Here is an 18986-nt window from a genome sequence, read left to right as displayed (position 1 = left end):
TAGTTTGCGTGGAATGAATATCCGGCCAGGATTGATGAACTGTCTAGGTTGGTCTTTTAGGAGGTTACGGAAAGCAATCGTATTTACACCCATTCGTAGCGGCGCGATTTATCGCGTTAATGCGGTATCAATCATATGAAAATATAATTAGCGAATTATTGATTCAATGGCCTATGCACCACTAACCGATAAAGAGAAGGTATCTGGTGATCAGCACAGTTTTCTGTGCACCATCCGTAACGATTAAGGATATTTTCCAGTCGTGCCGTGTTTCCTGTCAGCCGCACCATTAAAGGCGCAATTTGCTTGCCGTCTTCATTAAATGAGACATCCAGCGAGCTACGTGACAAATAAATCGCATCCATCACCGGATTAGCGCTGAACCTATTACGCCCGGACCATTCCCGATCATTGAGATGATGAAAGGTAAAATCCATCTGCTTAGCCGTTTCAATGGCATAGGTCAGTCTGAACAGGTCATTTTGCTCCAGTAATACGCCATTGCAGGTACGCCAGAGATATTCAAGCTTATCGCGCAATTCAGACCTTGCGCCAAGAGTTCGCCCCTGTTTCAGTAACCAGTGAATATCCGGCGCGACCTCACGGGGGAAACGATGTTGTTTCAGTGCCGTGGAGAGCCAGCGAATCAGAAAAATATTTTCCTGCGATACCGAACCTACTAATCCATCCAGTCTGGCAACATGCAGAGCCACCAATGCACACCATGCTAAATGTCCGGTTTTCTCTGTCAACGGTTCAGTTCTCACAGCAACATCTCCATGTCATTAACTGCCACTCCAGCGGATTCAAGTGAAATACAATTTTGGCAGAATGTAAACCTCACACATTCACCTTTCTGAAGTGTCCTGCCTTTATTAAAGGCATTATTAAAGAATAATCTGAGATTTCATTTAAAAAACCTTTCTGCCAGAACGTCTTTGTCTCTTCATATCAAAACTCCCTCTGCCCGCCTAACTCAATCACCCTGTTGGCAGGGATCATAAATTGTTCATGAGCACGCAACGCATTGCGCTGGAAGAAATGGAAAATCGCCCCCTTCGCCCGTGCCAACCCGCGACGCTTTTTCATCACCAGCGTGTCGTGGGAAGTAAAGAACGAGGCTTCCTGTAGCGAGCAACCAAAGCCTTCCAGGCCGCACAAATGCAAAATCTCCTGCATTGAGGGCACCTCATGCCAGCCATAGGAAGCCGTCACCTGCCAAAATGAGGGGGAAAGTTGCTGCATGCTGATGCGCTTCTGGTTATGCACCCTGGGCGTGTCGATGGTGCGGATATGTAAAAGTACGGTGCGTTGATGCAACACGCGGTTATGTTTGAGGTTATGCAGCAGCGCCTGCGGGATTTCATACTCCTTGCGCGCGAGAAAGATCGCGGTGCCACCGACCCTCATCGGCGGTGCGGCCTCCAGCGAACTGATCATCGCCTTCAGTCCCACCGGGTCATCTGCCAGTCGGCGAATCAGCAGTGAGCGCTCACTACTCCAGATCAGCATCAACACCAGCATCGTCATCGCCAGCAGAACCGGCACCCAACCGCCGGAGAGCAGTTTCATCAAATTAGCGCTAAACAGCGGGACATCAATGGTCAACATACACACAAGGAACACCACCGCCAGGGGCAACGGCCAGCGCCAATTTTTGAACGCCACCACGCTTGCCAGACAGGCCGTCAGCACCATAGTGCCGGTCACCACGATGCCATACGCCGACGACAGCGCAGAAGATTGGCGGAAAGAGATAATAATGACGGTCACGGCGGCAAACAGCAGCCAGTTAACCACCGGAATATAGATTTGCCCGGACTCGGTCGATGAGGTGTAGACAATACGTACCGGCGGCAGAAATCCCTGGCGAATCGCCTGATGCGTCAGGGTATAGACGCCAGAGATCACCGACTGCGCCGCAATCACGGTCGATAGCGTGGCAAGGACAATCAGCGGAATCTGCGCCCAGCCTGGTGCCAGCAGGTAAAAAGGATTGCGCACAGCATCCGCATCCGTCAGCACCAGCGCTCCCTGACCAAAGTAGTTCAGCACCAACGCTGGCATCGCAATAATCAGCCATGCCAACCGAATCGGCGCTTTCCCCAGATGTCCCATATCCGCATACAACGCTTCGGCCCCGGTCACGGCCAACACCACCATACCTAACGCCGCGAACGACAGCGCTTTGTGGCTGTTAAGAAACTCCAGCGCGTACCAGGGGTTCAGCGCTTGCAGCACACCCGGATGCATCACAATCCCACGGATACCCAGCGCAGCGAGGGTGAGAAACCACACCAGCATCACCGGGCCAAACACCAGACTGACCCGCTCGGTGCCATGTTTTTGAATAATAAACAGTAAGGTCAGGATGACCACCGACAGCGGCACAATCACATGGTCCAGTGCGGGTGCCACCACTTCGATCCCTTCAATCGCCGACAACACCGAAATGGCCGGTGTGATCACGCCATCACCATAAAAGAATGCGCCACCAATCAACCCGGCCAACACGATAAAATGCCCGGCACGACCGGTAACATGCTGACGAGCCAGAGACATCAACGTCAGAATCCCACCCTCTCCGTCGTGATCGGCACGCATCACAAAGCAGACGTATTTCACGGTGACGATCAGCGTCAGCGCCCAAAAAATCAGCGAGAGAAACCCCATCACGGCAGTAGAGGTCATGCCGCCGTTGGGTAATATCGAAAGGCATTCGCGCAGCGTATACAACGGGCTGGTGCCGATATCACCAAACACGATACCGGCCGCTGCCAGCATACCTGCCGGGAGAGACTGCTTAGTTGAAGCCATAAGAGAGGCATCCTTTCACGGGGGGTTACGGACAGCAAAGCGAATGAGCATATTATAGCTGCTGCCCCTGCCGCTGATGCGGAGAGTAACGCGCACAACCTCCCGTTTTTGCCTGATTTTTATATCCGCCCGCCATCTTTTTACGCCTTTTTTATATGCCGATGGCTTAAATCAAATGGAACGATTTTCATCGTGATCAAAGGGAAAATGCTATGTCAGGCTTAATTCTGGTTTCGCACAATCTGTCCCGGGCTTCGACGTTATCCGCCCTGTATGAAAGCATTCTGTCGCGCAACGGTGGGCTTTGGGTAAGCTGGGATGGCAAAACTCAGGCCCTCGCAGCAGATATGCCACGTCCCCTGACCTTCCGCCAGGGGCATAAATTTGACACCCTCACCTTTCCGCTCACCCGAGGTGAACGGGAACAGGGTTACCAAAACTATGTTCACCAGGGTCTGTGGCCGATGTTCCATCAACGCCCGGATCTGGCGCGCTTCAGTCAGGATGACCTGAGTCAATATCGGAAATTCAATGAGGCGTACGCCCGAGCGATTGCCGAATACGCGATGCCCGACGATGTCATCTGGATCCAGGACTATCACCTGATACCCAGCGTCAGGCTGATGCGTGACGCCGGTTTGACCAACCGTATCGGCCTGTTCTTCCATCAACCGTTTCCCGCCGGTCAGGGATTTACCGCCATCCCGGACTGGCAATGGCTGGCTGAGTCGTTGCTGTGTTGCGATCTGATTGGTTTTCAGACCAGCCAGGACATGAACAACTTTCTGCTGTGGGTGGAGAGCGCATTTCGTTGCGAACGTCTCGGTGGCACGCTGTTTCGCATTCACGGTCACCTGCTCAGAACCGGTGTCTATCCGGTCGGGATCGATCTGGAAGATGCGCACTGCCTGTTAGCCAGCAACAGTTGCAGTTATATGGAAGAACAGTGTCGCGCCACGCTGCCGCAAAACACGATCCTCAGCGGAGGGCACCTCGACGATAGCGCCGGTCTGCCTTACCGCATCAGCGCTGTTGAGGTCCTGCTACGCAACCATCCGGATTACGTCGGCAACATGATGTTGTTACAACTGGCCTCGCCATTGGCCGGTTATGCGCCACGCACCGCCGGGTTAAGCCATGACCTCGAGAGCATCTGTGGCGAGATGAACGGCGTACATGGCACGCGGGAGTGGTGCCCCGTCAGTTATCTGACCAAATCATACAGCCGTGAGGAGCAGGCAGGCATTTATCGCGCATCCCGCGTCGCGCTGGTGACGCCACTGATGGCAGGTATGAGCCTGATGGCAAAGATGTATGTTGCGGTGCAGGATCCGGCCAACCCTGGCGTGCTGATCCTGTCGCAGTTTGCCGGGGCGTCGGAACATATGGATGGCGCGTTGATCGTCAATCCTTATGACCCGGATGCCATCGCCGACGCCATCCATACCGCGTTGCGAATTCCGCTCAGTGAACGTCAGAATCGCCATGCACGGTTGATGAAAGGCATCCACCGTCAGGATTGCCACGGGTGGGCAGCCGGTTTTTTGGCTGATCTACATGAGTCAGAAAGTGATGAAGCAGCTGTAATGGCGGGCAGTTTGGTGGTGACAGCCAAAATGGTGGGGAGGTTGAGATATTAGTTTCAGGTAACAACCCTGACGTAACGGCGCGATTTATCGCGCCGTTACGAAGATAAAACGGGAGGCCGCAAAGCCCCCCGAGGATTTAAAAATCGTATTGCAGGCTCAAACGGTTCTGCCAGAAGTGAGAATCATACAGCGGGGATGTCTGCACCCCGGCGAAATCGGTCAGGCTCAGGCCCTTCAGCACGCCACTGAAACTCCAGGTGAAATACACCAGATATTCCGACTGGTTGATGCTGGCCGACGCCGGTGACGGTTTCAGATCCATAAATGAATACTGCGTCCCGAGCGACAGGTTTTCATTCATTACATAGTTCAGGTTGGTCATATAGGCGTTGCCGCTGCCGAGATCCTGGGTACTGGTAAAGAACGGCTGCGCAAAGTAAGGACCGGACGAGGTGTTGTGCGCGTATGGGGTAACCAGCGAGCCGTTGTTCCAGCTATTGCCGCTGGCGGCAATGTGGTCATAACCCAGTTTCCAGCTCAGGGCTGGGGTAAAGGTCAGCGCCAGTTGAGCACCGTAAGAGGTACTGTTGACTTCACCGGCGAGCGCTTTGCCAAGGCTGGTGCCACGAATAAACTGCACGCCCAGGTCCGGCTGGAACAGCGTATCCTGCCATTGCAAATGACTCTCGCCATACACCAGACGGGTGTAATCGGCGTACTCCTGATACCACAACTGGCCGGTGAGTTTTTTACCGTCCCACTGCGTGCCGCGACCACCGCCCAACGCCCACATGCCGTTGGTGCGTTCATCAACATCGGTATACGCCGTGGTATTAAGGAACTGATCGTCACCCCACGGTTTATAACGCCAGACTTTAGTGGCATGCAGATAATTGGTGCTGTCGCCGTAATTCGCATCAACGCCACGGAACAGAATTGGCGTAATACGCCAGTCGTAATCACCGACAAAAGGAATATTGATTCGTTGATCACCGGCCGTTATTTTAAAATCATCCTGCTGCCAGCTTAAATAAGCCTCACCGACGTTGGTTTGATTATCGCCAATATCGCTGATGGTATTTGCTTCATCCGGATGATCGATACCACGCAGGAAAATACCGCTGACGCCAGCACGAAAACCATAAAACGGCGCGGTTTCATACTTGATGCTGCCACCGTAGCTCACGGTATCCTGATTAAACCCTTTGGAGAAATAGGCGTTATGCGTCGAATAATACAGCGTACGCAAACTACCGCTCACGGTGCCACAGGTGAAGATATCGGTAAAACTATTTACGCCACTCGCACCGTACTGACAATCGCTGATATTGCTCTGTGTTGCCGCCAGTGCAGCCGGAGCAAGCGGGAAAAACAGCGCAGCAAGACACGCACCACTCAGTGTTTTTAATTGCATAGTCCCAAGCCTCGTCACTTTTTAAAAGAGCAAAGCATGGCCACCCGCACAATAAATGTGCGGTGGTGGCTCGCTTTACGGTAAAAAAGTTTTATTATTGATTAATTATTTACACCGGTTATTTTCACATCCGGCAATGTATCGCGCACTTCCCAGCCACGTAATTTGCCGGGATTAAGTAAATTATACGGATCGCAGGCGCGTTTCATAGCAACAACATCCGCCCGCACCATGCCCTGTTTACCATCTTCAATATGAATAACGTGCGGGTTATTTATTTTCACACCGTTATCACGGTAAATTTGCATAATACCATTCAGGCGATCTTCATCGCTAAAACGCACCAGCGGCAAGCCGCTACAGGTTAAGGTGCCGTTCATATCGCGCAGAAATTCAATATGCGACATCACTTCATCTGATAATTGCGCTTCCATCGCCAACGCCTGCTGATGGTAATTTTCCGCTGCATAGGCGGTTTGCAGATAGGTCAGGGTTTTATCCACTTTCAGCGCCTGAAGCGTGGTGTGGTTCCAGCAATATTCAATCAGCGAATGGCCGTGGTTCTCACCCTCGGCAAAATGCAACGCGCTGCGGCCACCATGCTGCGTCAGCAATGATGGCAGCAGACGGTCGCTCTCCACGCCGACCACCGAAATCACGCCGTGTTGTCCCGCCACCTCCGCGTCAGCGAGATCGGTGAAGTAATCCAGTACCGGCGCAGCCATCACCGCCACCTGACGCTTCACCAGCCCCGGCGATTTTGCCAGGGCATCAGCAAAGGCCATCGCCGCCGGAAAACTGGTAAAGGTGTCGAGACGTTCGATCCAGTCATGACGCGGAGCCAGCGCCAGCTCGATTTCCAGCACGATGCCGTTACTGCCGTAAGCGTGGTGCAGCAGCAAGGCATCCGGTGCCTGAAGCGTCAGGATGCGCGGCGTCTCTTCCATGGTCATCAGCTTCACCGACAACACATTGCCAGGTGCTGCCAGCGGGCCATAGTTGATGGAACCCACGCCACCAAAACCGCCGCCAAACAGACCGCCAAGAGTCGCCAGCTTCCAGGTGGACGGCATACAACGCAGCTCCCAACCGAGCGGCCGGGTATGGGCTTCCAGATCACCGAGGCGAATCCCGGCCTGCGCACAGACCGTGCCCTGCCCCATGCTCACCACGGCGTTGAGTTTGGTCATATCGACCATCAACCCACCGTTAAGCGGAATCAGCTGACCGTAGTTGCCGGTGCCACCACCCCGCAGATTCAGCGGGATGCGGCGGGCAGTACAGGCCGCCACCACCGCCGCCAGCTCCTGCTCATCACGCGGGCGCACCGCCAGCTCGGCGAACTTCTCTTCCAGTTGCGGTTTCAGCACCGGGCTGAACCAGTGAAAATCGCGCGACAGGCGTTTGACCTTCGGCGCTTCTTTAATCCAGTCAAGTTCAGGCAACGCCGCAACCAGCGCCGCCAGTGCAGACTGACGATCGGAATCAGACATCTTTCTTTCCTGTAGTTGAGGTATCAGGTCGGGCTAAGTTCGCTCTCATGCCAGGCCGCCAATACGCGGCGCGTCAGCCACGACATCAGGGCAAACAGCAGGAAACCCGCCAGAGAAATCAGCAGCAGCGCGGCAAACATCAGCGGAATATTGAGCTGATAACCGGCCTGCAAAATCTGGTATGCCAGCCCGGTATCGGTGCCACCGGTGCCAGCAACAAACTCCGCCACCACCGCGCCAATCAGCGACAAGCCGCTGGAGATACGCAGCGCGCCAAAGAAGTACGGCAACGCCGAGGGAATGCGCAGGCGCAGCAGAATCTGCAAACGCGACGCATGGTTCAGTTTGAAATAACTCAGCAACCCCGGCGAGACGCTACGCAGTCCCTGGGTGGTGTTGGAGATAATGGGAAATACCGCCATCAGCGTGGCACACACCACCAGCGACATGGTGGTGTCTTTCACCCAGATGATGATCAGCGGCGCAATCGCCACAATCGGCGTTACCTGTAAAAACACGATGTAAGGAAACAACGCGCTTTCGATAAAGCGGTTCTGCACCAGCAAAAACGCCACGATGGAGCCAATCACAATCGCCACCACAAAGGAGATCACGGTGATCTTCAGGGTGTAAAGCAAGGACATAAACAGCGTCGGGAAGTTCTGCATCAGGCTCTGCGCCACTACCACCGGCGACGGCACCAGAAAGGCGGGCACCTTCAGCGTGGTGACCAGAAACTGCCACAGCAACAACAGTACGATGGCGAACAGCGCCGGGAACAGCCACTGCTGAAACTTACGCTGCGCGGCTAAGGGCTTCTTCATTATTTGCTCTCCTGACTGGCGGCAAACAGACCGCGCTGCAACTGCTGTGCATACTGCGTAAACTGCTGGCTGACACGGAACTCATCATCGCGCGGGAACGGCGCATCAATGCTGATATCATCCACCACGCGCCCGGGTCTGGCGGCCATCATGATCACCCGCTGCGACAGGAACACCGCTTCCTGAATCGAGTGAGTGACAAACACCACCGTCAGCTTCTGCTCCTGCCACAGTTGCAGCAGGTCGCTGTCCAGCTTGTTACGGGTGATCTCATCCAGTGCACCGAAGGGTTCATCCATCAGCAACACCTTGGGCCGCGTCACCAGACCACGCGCAATCGACACACGCATCTGCATACCGCCGGACAACTCGCGCGGCAGCACATGACCAAACTGCCCCAGACCGACCAGTTCAAGGATCTCCCGCACGCGAGTGTCGGCTTCGGCACGCGGCACGCCGGCTAAGTCGAGCGGCAGGCGCACATTCTTGTGCACGCTGCTCCACGGCATCAGCGTCGCCTCCTGAAACACGAACGATAACGGCAGATCGCGCTGTTTTTCCCGGCGATCGCGCCGAAACAGCATCAACTTGCCATCGCTCGGCTCAATCAGCCCGGCGATCATTTTCAGCAAGGTACTTTTGCCACAGCCAGACGGACCGAGCAGCGAGACAAATTCGCCCTGGCGAATCGTCAGGTCTACCGGCAGCAAGGCACGCGTACCGTTCGGGTAAATTTTCTCAGCGGAGAGCACTTCAATCGCCGGAGCGGCCGCATGTAGCGGCACCGCTTGCGCATCATTGCTCATCAGGGTCAGTCGGCTGGCGGCATTCATGGCATAACCTTCACGTCTTGAATGAATTTCAGGGTGTAGCTGCCGTCAAACGGTACTTTCGCCGGGTCGATCAGCTTGTTGTCCACCAGCAGTTGCCAGGTCTGCTTCAGGCGCGGTACGGTCATGATGCCGATACCCCCGGTCTGCGCATCGCCGCCGGTCAGCATCTGATACTTCTTCATCTGCGCGATGCTGAAGGCAATCTGATCGTCGGTCATCTGCGGGTTTTCTTTCTTAATCAGCACATTGCCCGCAGCCGGATTCTCCAGGTAGTTTTTCCAGCCCTGCATTGAGGCTTTGACGAAGGCTGCAACCGCCTGCGGACGTTTTTCGATGGTCGATTTCATACAAACGATGCTGTTGCCATACGGCGGGTAGCCCCAGTCGCTGATGGGGTAAACATTGGCCTGTGCACCGGCCTTCTGCACCGCGAACGGTTCGGAGGTCACGTAGCCCTGCTGCACCAGCGTTTTATCCGCGAGGAATGGCTGCACGCTAAAGGTATAAGGACGTACACGCGCGTTTTTCAGGTTGAGTGCGCTCTGCGCCCACGGCCAGTACGAGGTATAAGCTTCTGCGGCTAACAGGAAAGTTTTACCCTGCAAATCAGCCTGACTTTTCACATCCGGGTGGGTAATAAACACAATCGCCGAGTGCTGGAAGGTGGTGGCAACCGGCACCGCTTCCACGCCCTGCTGCCAGGACTCCAGCGCCTGCATGTTATCGCTGATGATGCAGTCAGCCTGACCAGCAGCCATCAGCTGCATGGTGTGCACCTGCGGGCCGCCCATTTTAATGGTGACATCCAGCCCGGCATCGCGGTACAGATTTTGCGCCTGAGCCTGATAAAAACCGCCATGCTCGGCCTGAGCATACCAGTTGGTCATAAAGGTAAATTTCTCGGCGGCCATACCTGGTGCCGACAGTGCCACAGCAAGCGCGGCGACAATGCTCAATGTTTTTTTCATAGCCGATCCCCGAATTAGCGCGGTTGTAATAATGATGCTGCGTCGTTTTGGTCTAAAACTTTGCCCTGCCACTGCCCTTTGCCCCAAGCCGGTTCGGCACGGGTTACCCAGGTCATTTGGTGCACTTCGGTGATCACCTGCGCCCAACTGATAGCCAGCGACTCAAGGATCGCCGCGCCCTGCTCTGGAGTGGAAGGCAACGGATCGCCAATCACGCCGCTGGGGCCGAAATCATACGAAGCCCAGGCCGCCATCGGGCGGGTGCTGGAGAGTGTCGGGCACGGGAACGCCGGTGGATAGTTGGCGACGGCTTTCTCCATCTGCACCGTATCGGGTGCCAGCGCCAGCATCAGGGCGGTTTCGGCATGACCGGCGTGCATCGCCATCTGACGCTCTTTCTCGTCCATAAAACTTTCGGCGCAGTTCGGTACTTTGAAAGTGTCCTGCATGATGATGATCATGTCGCCGTGGCGCAGACGCAGTTCACGCATCGCCATCTGCAATGGCTGCGGTTGACCGCCATGACCGTTTACCATCAGGAACTTACGGAAACCGGCGCGGTACAGCGATTCGCCAATCTCCAGAATGGTATGCAGCAGCGTCTCACCGGTCAGCGTCAGGGTGCCGGGGAAATGCAGATGCTCATCCGATTTACCATAGGTGATGGGCGGAATGGCGTAGGCGGGGATTTCTGCCGGTAAACGCGCCAGTGCATGACCGACTACCCCGGAGGAGATCACGCTGTCCACCGCGCACGGCAGATGCGGGCCATGCTGCTCAATCGCCCCGGTCGGCAGTACGATCACCGTGTTGGCTTTGTCTTCCAGCGTGGCGATATCGGTCCAGCTCAGATACGGCAAAAAGCGGTTTGCCGGAATATAACCATGTAACATCTCGCTTCCTCGTGTTATTGCGGCAACCACGCCGTCGCTTCAACTTCAATTAAGACATCCGGACTGGGCAGCATTTCGCTAACCTGTACCACGGTAGAAACCGGTGGCGTATCGGGGTAAAACAACTTGCGCACCCGACTGTAGTGAGGAAAGTGGTCCAGATTGCGGAAGTACTGCACCAGTTTGATCACATCGCTCATCTGGCCGCCTGCGCTCTCGATGGTGGTGCGGATGCTCTCCAGCACGTACCAGCTCTGCGCCAGAATTGGCCCTTCTTTGATATCGGTGGAAAACTCGCCGGTACGCCCCAACAGTTGCTGCGCCTCGGCGGGGATATCGTCGTAACCACGCACAATCAGCGCGGTTTGCGGATTCACCGGGATGATGCCGGAGAGAAAGATAAAATCGCCCGCGCGTCGCCACGCGGCATACTTCGCCAGCGGTTTACCCGCCCCAGCTTCAAGCGTCATTGGTGGACTCTCCATAACAGATCCCCTGTTTCAACCGATAGCGGTGACGGCTGCGCAGTGGCCAGCTTGCCGCTTCGGCAGCAGGGAAAATGACAAAATCGTTAGCCAGCAGAGTTGCACCGTCATGTAACGCCGCACGCTGGCAAATCAGGGCCGATGCTTCATCAAAAGCCGCGCCCAGTTGCGCACTCAGTAACCCGCTAAACAGCGTATCGAGTGGGTCGTAGCTGCCGACCGGACAGAACGCGTCCTGCACGTTATCCGCTCCCAGCAACACCGGCATACCACGCGTTTGCGCCTCTTTAATCAGGGTTAAACCGCGCTGGCGCGGGGTGCGTCCCGGCACCGCGTCCTGTAACAACAGGTTGGTCAGCGGCAGCGCAATCAGGGTGACGCGGTGTTGCGCCAGCACATCAAGGATCGCCTCGCCGTCCTCCTGCTGCGCCAGCGCACAACCGTGGCTACAGGTAATACGTCCGCTGAACGGATGGTGTTGCAAATAACGCGCCAGCCAGCGCAACCCTTGTGCGTCGTGGCTCAGTTCTTCGTCGATATGCAGATCAATATCCAGCCGCCAGCGTTCTGCCGCCTGCAACAGATGGGTAAATGCCTGCGCATCCCAGTTGCTGCTGTGAATAAAACCGCCAAGCAGCGCACCGCTGGCAGCGACCTGGGCGGCAATATGTTCCGCCTGGTCGGCATCGGCAAAAAAGGTCAGCGGGGCCAGCGCCACGCGTTCGAGGGTGCACAGCGGATGCTGCAATTCGCCCACAATCTGCCACGCCAGTGGCGCATCGGCTGAGAACCAGTCGATATGGGTACGCAGCAGGCCCACGCCAGCCTCCACCGCCCAGTTCAGCGCCTGACGGGCGCGTTGGCGCAGATCGTCCGCGCTCCAGCGCGCCCGGTCCTGATGCATCGCAGCAATCGCCGCCAGCAGGCCCGGTTGCAACGCCGGGCTGCGCTGCACGGTGAAGGTTTTATCGAGATGGGCGTGAGGTTCAATCAACGGCGGCAGCACCAGCGCGCCGTTCAGCGCCAGATAGCCGCTAACGTCACGATCTGGCTCGATATGGGTGCCATCTTCGCGAAAATGTAGCGTCGCCAGCACTGGATGATCGCCATGCATCGGCCAGTCCTGCGGGAGCAGCCAGCGGGGTAAACGCGCGCCTGTCGCGCCTGGATACGCGTTCACAGGTCAAGTACCAGTAACGGGGAACGGGCGCGTGAGCAGCACAGCACGATGCAGTCATTCGCCGCGCGCTCTTTCTTACTCAACACTTCATCGCGATGATCCGGCTCACCGCTCAGCACGCCGGTAATACAGGCTCCGCACATGCCCTGCTCGCAGGAGAGTTCGATGTCGATCCCTGCACGCTCCAGCACTTCAGCAATGCTTTCATCGGCATTGATGGTGTGGCGCGCACCGCTGGAGGCGATTTCTACCGTGAACACGTCGCCAGCAATCGATTGCGTGGTGACATCAGGTTTAAATTTTTCGCTATGCAGTTGATCGTCACCCCAGCCATGTTGCTGCGCCAGTTGATGCAGATGCTCCATAAAACCCGCCGGTCCACAGCTCACCAGCACGCTGTTGTGCGCTACTTTGAGGTCTTCTGGTACTCGCTGGCGCAGGCTATCGCCCTCGCTGCTGTAATGCAGCACCACCCGCGAGCCAAGCTGGTCCAGACGCGCACTAAACGGCAGCTCATCGTGACGTTTAAGAAACAGATGCAGCGTGAACTCGGCATTCTGCGCCGCCAGGTGCTCAGCCATCACCAGCAACGGTGTCAGCCCGATACCCGCCGCAAACAGCAATGTACGCGGCGCTTCCGGCAGCGGAAAATGGTTGCGTGGTGCGGAGATGGTTAAACGCGTCCCCGTCTGCACCTGATGGTGTAGCCAGCGAGAGCCGCCGCCCGATGCCTGATCGAGACGGACGCAAACTTGATAGTGTGCCTCCCCGGCGGCCGAGCACAGCGAATACTGCCGCTTGCCACAGTCGGGAATGGTCACATCAATATGGGCACCGGGGGTAAACACCGGTAGTGGGTGGCCGCTGGCAGACGCCAGGGTCAGTAATACATTGCCAGCACCGTTGAACTGCTTTGCGATGACGGTGACAGCCAGATTCTCTGCCTGCTTCATAATAATCCTGCATACGACGGACACGTCATCAGCCGGGAGGCCGCGCGTAGTCTTGTTTTTATCGTGATTGCGATTATTATTTTGCCTGTGTGTAAGCGTCCATCTGTTTAATTCGCACGATGCGTTGCAAAAAAGAGAGCACCCGCTATGTTCGCCTTCTCCCGGTTTCTGATCTACTTCACCGAGGTGGCCCGCCAGGGTTCACTGCGCAAGGCTTCCGAGACGCTGCATGTCTCGGCATCCTCCATCGATCGACAGATTTTGCGGGTGGAACAGCAGCTGGATATGCCGCTGTTTGAACGTCATCCATCAGGATTACGTATGACCGCAGCCGGGGAAATTTTGCTGAACGCCGCCAGGAACTGGCAGCGTGAGTTTGGTCGCGTCTGTACCCAGCTCGATGATCTGCGCGGCCTGCGTCACGGTCATGTGCATATCGCCACCATTGATGCCATCAACCGCGGCTTTTTCTCGGCCATTCTGCAACGCATTCGCACCGAGTATCCCGGTATCTCCTTTACGCTCACCACCATGAGCAACATCCATATCGCTAACGCGCTGACCAATGGCGACGCCGATTTTGGCATCATGCTCAATCCACAAAGCTCGCGCGAGCTGCTGGTGAAGTCGTTTGCGGATTTACGCCTGGGTATTGTGGTCAGCAGCCAACACCCGCTGGCCAAGCTGGAAACTATCCGCTTCAGCCATTGTGAATCCTGGCCGTTTATCGTTCCCGCCGCCCCCCTGATGCTGGCAGAGCCGCTTGAGGCCCTGATCAACAGCTCCGGCATCACCCTGAATGAGGTAGGCCGCACCAACAATATCCATATGCTGCGTTCGCTGGTTCGCGATGACGTGGGCATCAGCCTGATGTGTTGGCTGGATATTGTGGATGAATACCGCCGTGGTGAACTGAAATTTATCCCGCTGATAGATGGCATGCTGAAGCCGTTTACCCTGTCGCTGTGCGTCGCCCCGCAGCGTCAGCTATCGATTGCCGCCTCAATGATGCTGCGTGAACTGGAGTCGTTTTTCGCCCTGATGCAGAACGAAGAAGCCCTGGCGGGGCAAACCACTGCCCCTCCGCCCGCCCCGTAACAGCGGGATTTTTGACTCGGCTCACACTTTCTCCCTTTCCCCTCTTGCCAGCCTGCCGTTGATTGCTGAAGATGGGCGCGATTCAGGATTGTTACTGCAAATCAGGCAAAACCTAAATCGCACCGCATTCAGTTTTCGAGCGCGGTGTGATTTAGGTTTTTTTTTGCCTCCAATCCGGGACAACCCGAGAACAACAGCGATTATCAGCGGGAGTAGGTATGCCATATCAGGAACTGGCCGACGAAATTGTCGAAGGTGTCGGCGGTAAAGCCAACATCATCAGCGTGATCCACTGCGCCACACGCTTACGCTTTAAACTCAAGCAGCCGGGTAAAGCCCAGACCGCGGCGTTGAAGAATAATCCCGGCATCATCATGGTGGTGGAGAGCGGCGGCCAGTATCAGGTGGTGATTGGCAACCACGTTGGCGAGGTATATCAGCAGGTAGCCAGTCGTCACGGGTTGGAAAACGACAACAGCGACCGTGCCGATGCCCCCAAACAAACGCTGTTCGCCCGCTTTATCGATCTGGTTTCCGGCATCTTCACCCCGTTTATCGGCGTGATGATCGCCTCCGGTATTATCAAAGGACTGCTGGCGCTGGCGCTGGTGCTGGGCGTCATGCATCAGGAGAGCGGCAGCTACAAGCTGCTGTTTGTCTCCAGCGATGGCCTGTTTTATTTCCTGCCGATCCTGCTTGGCTACAGCGCCAGCAAAAAATTTGGCGGCAACCCGTTTGTCGGCATGGCTATCGCCGCTGCGCTGGTCCATCCGCTGATCCTCACCGCGCTGGAACAGCAGCAGCAGGGAGAGAATCTACGCTTTTTCGGTATCCCGCTGGAGATCATCAACTACAGCTCATCCGTGATCCCGATTATCTTTGCCTCCTGGGTTGCCAGCCTGGTTGAACGGGTGGTACATCCGCGTTCCCCTGGCGCGGTGCGTAACTTCACCACCCCGCTGCTGTGCCTGATTATCACCGTGCCCCTGACCTTCCTCGCCATCGGTCCGGCTGCCACCTGGCTGAGCCGCATGCTGGCGGAGGGGTATCTGTGGATTTACAGCCTCAGCCCGACCATCGCCGGTGCGGTGATGGGGGCCATCTGGCAGGTGTGCGTGATCTTCGGTCTGCACTGGGGGCTGGTACCGATCATGCTGAATAACCTCACTAACTTCGGCCACGACACCCTGCTGCCGCTGCTGATGCCAGCAGTGCTCGGCCAGGCTGGCGCCACCCTCGGCGTGATGCTGCGTACCCATGAAGCCAAAGTGAAGGCGATGGCCGGTTCTGCCTTTAGCGCCAGCATCTTCGGCATCACCGAACCGGCGGTGTACGGCATCACCTTGCCCAACCGTCGTCCCTTTATCTTTGGCTGCATCGGTGGCGCACTGGGTGCCGCAATACTTGGTTTCTGGCATACCACCATTTATTCGTTTGGTTTCCCCAGCATCTTCACCTTTATTCAGGTGGTGCCGCCCAGCGGCATCGACGCCAGCGTCTACGCCTCTTTTGCCGGTGCCATCGTGGCATTGCTGTTCGCCACCGTCGCCACCTGGCTGTTTGGCCTGCCCACTCCCGCCCCGGTAGTGGAAACCGCCCCGACTGCGGCAGGCGACGCCTCGCCGGTACGCAAGCAAACCGTGTTTAGCCCGATCTCGGGCAAGGTAATGGCGCTGGATTCGATCAAAGATGAAACCTTCGCCAGCGGCCTGCTGGGCAAAGGTGTGGCAATTGTGCCGGATAATGGCCGCGTGGTGTCGCCGATTGATGGTGTGGTGTCATCATTTTTCCGCACCCACCACGCCATTGGATTGACCGCAGACGACGGTGCGGAAGTCTTGATTCATGTCGGTCTCGACACCGTCAAACTGGACGGCAAATTTTTCACGCCACACGTCGCCGTCGATGATGTGGTGAAAGTGGGCGATCTGCTGCTGGAGTTCGACCTGAGCGCCATTCAGGCGGCCGGATACGATCTCACCACCCCGGTGGTGGTCAGCAACAGCGATGAATTTATTGATGTTTTATCCCTGCAACCGTCAACGGTAACGGCCTGTGCGCCGTTGCTCAGTGCGGTGAAATAATTGAGGAGTTACAAGATGACCTTACGTTTCCCGGATGGATTTTTATGGGGCGGTGCCGTAGCCGCCAACCAGGTAGAAGGCGCGTATCAGACCGGTGGCAAAGGGTTATCCACCTCCGATCTGCAACCGAAAGGCATTTTTGGCGATCGCGTTGAACGCCACGCCGGTGATTTCGGTATCAAAGACACCGCGATTGATTTCTACCACCGCTTCCCGGAAGACATCAAACTGTTCGCCGAAATGGGCTTCACCGTGCTGCGTACTTCAATTGCATGGACGCGCATCTTCCCACAGGGCGACGAAGCCGAGCCAAACGAAGAAGGGCTGGCCTTTTACGATCGCCTGTTCGACGAGATGGCGAAATACAACATTCAGCCGCTGGTCACGCTGTCGCATTATGAAATGCCGTACGGGCTGATCAAAAAATACGGCGGCTGGGGCAGCCGCACCACTATCGACTGCTTCGAGCGTTACGCACGCGCGGTATTCACCCGTTTCCAGCACAAGGTGAAACTGTGGCTGACGTTCAATGAAATCAATATGTCGCTGCACGCGCCCTTTACCGGCGTCGGTCTGCCGGAAGAGAGTGACCAGCAGGCGATTTATCAGGCCATCCATCATCAACTGGTCGCCAGTGGCCGTGCGGTCAAAGCCTGCCATGAAATCGTTAAAGACGGCAAAATCGGTAACATGCTGCTCGGCGCGCTGCTCTACCCGCTCAGCTGCCGCCCGGCGGATGTGATGGAAACCATGCAGCAGAACCGTGAATGGCTGTTCTTCGGTGATGTGCAGGTACGTGGCTACTATCCGGCCTATATGAAACGCTTCTTTGCCGACCGTCAGATCCAGATCAACATTACCGATCAGGACAAACGCGACCTGCAAAACACCATCGATTACATCTCCTTCAGCTACTACATGACCGGTTGCGTCACCACCAATGAAGAAGAGAATCAGAAAGCGCGCGGCAACATTCTGTCGATGGTGCCAAACCCGCATCTCGCCAGTTCCGACTGGGGATGGCAGATTGACCCGGAAGGGCTGCGTATCCTGATGAACCTGCTGTACGACCGCTACCAGAAACCCCTGTTTATCGTGGAGAACGGTCTTGGCGCGAAAGACAAGGTCGAAGCCGATGGCAGCATCAACGACGACTACCGCATTCAGTATCTCAATGACCATCTGGTGCAGGTGCGTGAAGCGATTGAGGACGGCGTGGAAGTGATGGGCTACACCTGCTGGGGACCGATCGATCTGGTCAGCGCTTCAAAAGCAGAGTTCTCCAAACGCTACGGCTTTATCTACGTCGATCGCGATGATAACGGCAACGGTACGCTGGTGCGCTCACGTAAGAAAAGTTTCTTCTGGTATCAGGAAGTGATTGGCAGCCACGGTGCTTCACTGAAGTAAAGCACCTCGTAGCGGCGCGATTTATCGCGCCTGTTTTAAAAGACGCGTGATAAATCGCGCCGCTACGGATCAGGCTTCATCGTCCCCGATTTGCAACGCCCGTGTCTCTTTACGCACCCGCTCGATATGGATGGTGAGAAACATCCGCTCCTCATTCGACAAGGCATAGTGGTATTTCTGCTGAATATGCTGATCAACCTTGATGGTGCACTGGTACGCTTCCGGATACTTGTCGCGCACCACATCATGGAGCGATTCATCCTCGCTGCACACGCCGCGTTTACCCAGCATACGTTGCGCAAAAAATTTCAGATGGTTAACAAAGCGGTTATAACTCAGGCTTTCAACGCGATAATCGAGTTGCAGGCGATACTTCACAATCTGCAAAATATCCTGCATAAATCGCGTGATATGCGCGACATCCGACATATCGTTATCAAGCTGGGCATTCACCAGATGCATGGCGATAAAACCGGCCTCATCCTCTGGCAGACGTTCACCGAGGCGTTTCTCAATGATCGCCAGTGCCTCCAGCCCCAGCGCGTACTCGTTGGGATAGAGCGTTTTGATCTCCCAGATCAACACATTGCGGATCGGCAAATTTTGCCGATGTCGTTCAATCGCGAAGTTGCAGTGATCGCATAGCGCGATCGACAGACTTTCATGCAATTTCGATCCCAGTTGCTCCCTGGCACGCGCGATGATCAATTCGGTGGTGGTGATCACCTCGATCGGGATCTCCGACAGCAGCTCGCTCAGGCGATTGGTCAGCGTATGGTTTTGCAACGCAAACACTTTTTCGATCAACTGCGCATCCAACGGATCGCCAATGCGCTTGTTGAACGCTAACCCGCGTCCCATCACCACCTGTTCCTGGCCCTGCTCGCCCAGCACGATGGCCACATTATTATTAAGTATTTTCGCAATCTTCATTTGGCACCCTGA

The 18986-nt window shown here is 55.9% G+C and carries 16 protein-coding genes; 4 read left to right on the top strand and 12 right to left on the bottom strand.

Annotated features, from left to right (window positions below; all coding sequences use genetic code 11):
- Positions 1–155: 155 nt before the first annotated feature.
- Together L579_RS10380 and kup are read right to left on the bottom strand one after the other, a co-directional pair.
- Positions 156–767, bottom strand: coding sequence for a DUF2913 family protein (locus L579_RS10380; RefSeq protein WP_021184207.1), 612 nt, complete (start codon positions 765–767; stop codon positions 156–158).
- Between the two features lie 184 nt (positions 768–951).
- Complete coding sequence (gene kup / locus L579_RS10375) at positions 952–2817, bottom strand: low affinity potassium transporter Kup (protein ID WP_021184206.1); 1866 nt, start codon at positions 2815–2817, stop codon at positions 952–954.
- A 212-nt stretch (positions 2818–3029) separates the two neighbouring features.
- Between kup and L579_RS10370 the strand changes: the two genes are divergently transcribed.
- Positions 3030–4457 carry an alpha,alpha-trehalose-phosphate synthase (UDP-forming) gene (locus tag L579_RS10370; protein WP_021184205.1) on the top strand — a complete coding sequence of 476 codons (1428 nt, stop codon included), beginning with the start codon at positions 3030–3032 and terminating at the stop codon, positions 4455–4457.
- Between the two features lie 85 nt (positions 4458–4542).
- Here L579_RS10370 and L579_RS10365 read toward each other — a convergent pair whose 3' ends face one another.
- From L579_RS10365 to L579_RS10325, 9 genes are all read right to left on the bottom strand, one after another.
- Entirely contained in the window at positions 4543–5820 is a 1278-nt protein-coding gene (locus L579_RS10365) for a TonB-dependent receptor (protein ID WP_021184204.1), read from the bottom strand.
- 101 nt (positions 5821–5921) lie between these two features.
- Positions 5922–7313: an FAD-binding oxidoreductase gene (locus L579_RS10360; protein ID WP_021184203.1), complete on the bottom strand. Its 1392-nt coding sequence runs from the start codon at positions 7311–7313 to the stop codon at positions 5922–5924.
- A gap of 23 nt (positions 7314–7336) precedes the next feature.
- The gene (locus L579_RS10355) at positions 7337–8137 is read right to left on the bottom strand and encodes an ABC transporter permease (RefSeq protein WP_021184202.1); all 801 of its coding nucleotides are present in this window, start codon (positions 8135–8137) and stop codon (positions 7337–7339) included.
- Positions 8137–8970, bottom strand: a complete 834-nt coding sequence (locus L579_RS10350; RefSeq protein ID WP_021184201.1) for an ABC transporter ATP-binding protein — start codon at positions 8968–8970, stop codon at positions 8137–8139. Before L579_RS10350 ends, L579_RS10355 begins: the two co-directional genes overlap by 1 nt.
- Positions 8967–9938, bottom strand: a complete 972-nt coding sequence (locus L579_RS10345; protein WP_021184200.1) for an ABC transporter substrate-binding protein — start codon at positions 9936–9938, stop codon at positions 8967–8969. Before L579_RS10345 ends, L579_RS10350 begins: the two co-directional genes overlap by 4 nt.
- Before the next feature lie 14 nt (positions 9939–9952).
- Positions 9953–10831, bottom strand: a complete 879-nt coding sequence (locus tag L579_RS10340; RefSeq protein WP_021184199.1) for a creatininase family protein — start codon at positions 10829–10831, stop codon at positions 9953–9955.
- Positions 10832–10845: 14 nt separating this feature from the next.
- Complete coding sequence (locus L579_RS10335) at positions 10846–11301, bottom strand: RidA family protein (protein WP_021184198.1); 456 nt, start codon at positions 11299–11301, stop codon at positions 10846–10848.
- Positions 11291–12496: an amidohydrolase family protein gene (locus tag L579_RS10330; protein ID WP_036626362.1), complete on the bottom strand. Its 1206-nt coding sequence runs from the start codon at positions 12494–12496 to the stop codon at positions 11291–11293. Before L579_RS10330 ends, L579_RS10335 begins: the two co-directional genes overlap by 11 nt.
- Positions 12493–13449, bottom strand: coding sequence for a PDR/VanB family oxidoreductase (locus L579_RS10325; RefSeq protein ID WP_021184196.1), 957 nt, complete (start codon positions 13447–13449; stop codon positions 12493–12495). The genes L579_RS10330 and L579_RS10325 overlap by 4 nt, the downstream gene beginning before the upstream one ends.
- Before the next feature lie 147 nt (positions 13450–13596).
- On the opposite strand from L579_RS10325, the gene L579_RS10320 reads away from it, so the two are divergent.
- From L579_RS10320 to L579_RS10310, 3 genes are all read left to right on the top strand, one after another.
- Positions 13597–14547, top strand: a complete 951-nt coding sequence (locus L579_RS10320) for a LysR family transcriptional regulator (RefSeq protein ID WP_021184195.1) — start codon at positions 13597–13599, stop codon at positions 14545–14547.
- A gap of 218 nt (positions 14548–14765) precedes the next feature.
- Entirely contained in the window at positions 14766–16631 is a 1866-nt protein-coding gene (bglF, locus tag L579_RS10315; protein WP_021184194.1) for a PTS beta-glucoside transporter subunit IIABC, read from the top strand.
- A 15-nt stretch (positions 16632–16646) separates the two neighbouring features.
- On the top strand, positions 16647–18041 hold the full coding sequence (locus tag L579_RS10310) for a glycoside hydrolase family 1 protein (protein ID WP_021184193.1): 1395 nt from the start codon (positions 16647–16649) through the stop codon (positions 18039–18041).
- 69 nt (positions 18042–18110) lie between these two features.
- Here L579_RS10310 and licT read toward each other — a convergent pair whose 3' ends face one another.
- Positions 18111–18974: a BglG family transcription antiterminator LicT gene (licT, locus tag L579_RS10305; RefSeq protein WP_021184192.1), complete on the bottom strand. Its 864-nt coding sequence runs from the start codon at positions 18972–18974 to the stop codon at positions 18111–18113.
- Positions 18975–18986 lie beyond the last annotated feature (12 nt).

The organism is Pantoea sp. AS-PWVM4 (genome assembly GCF_000468095.1).
Taxonomy (GTDB): Bacteria; Pseudomonadota; Gammaproteobacteria; order Enterobacterales; family Enterobacteriaceae; genus Pantoea; species Pantoea phytobeneficialis.
Note: the sequence above shows the minus strand (reverse complement) of the source record. Positions and strands in the feature narration are given on the sequence as shown.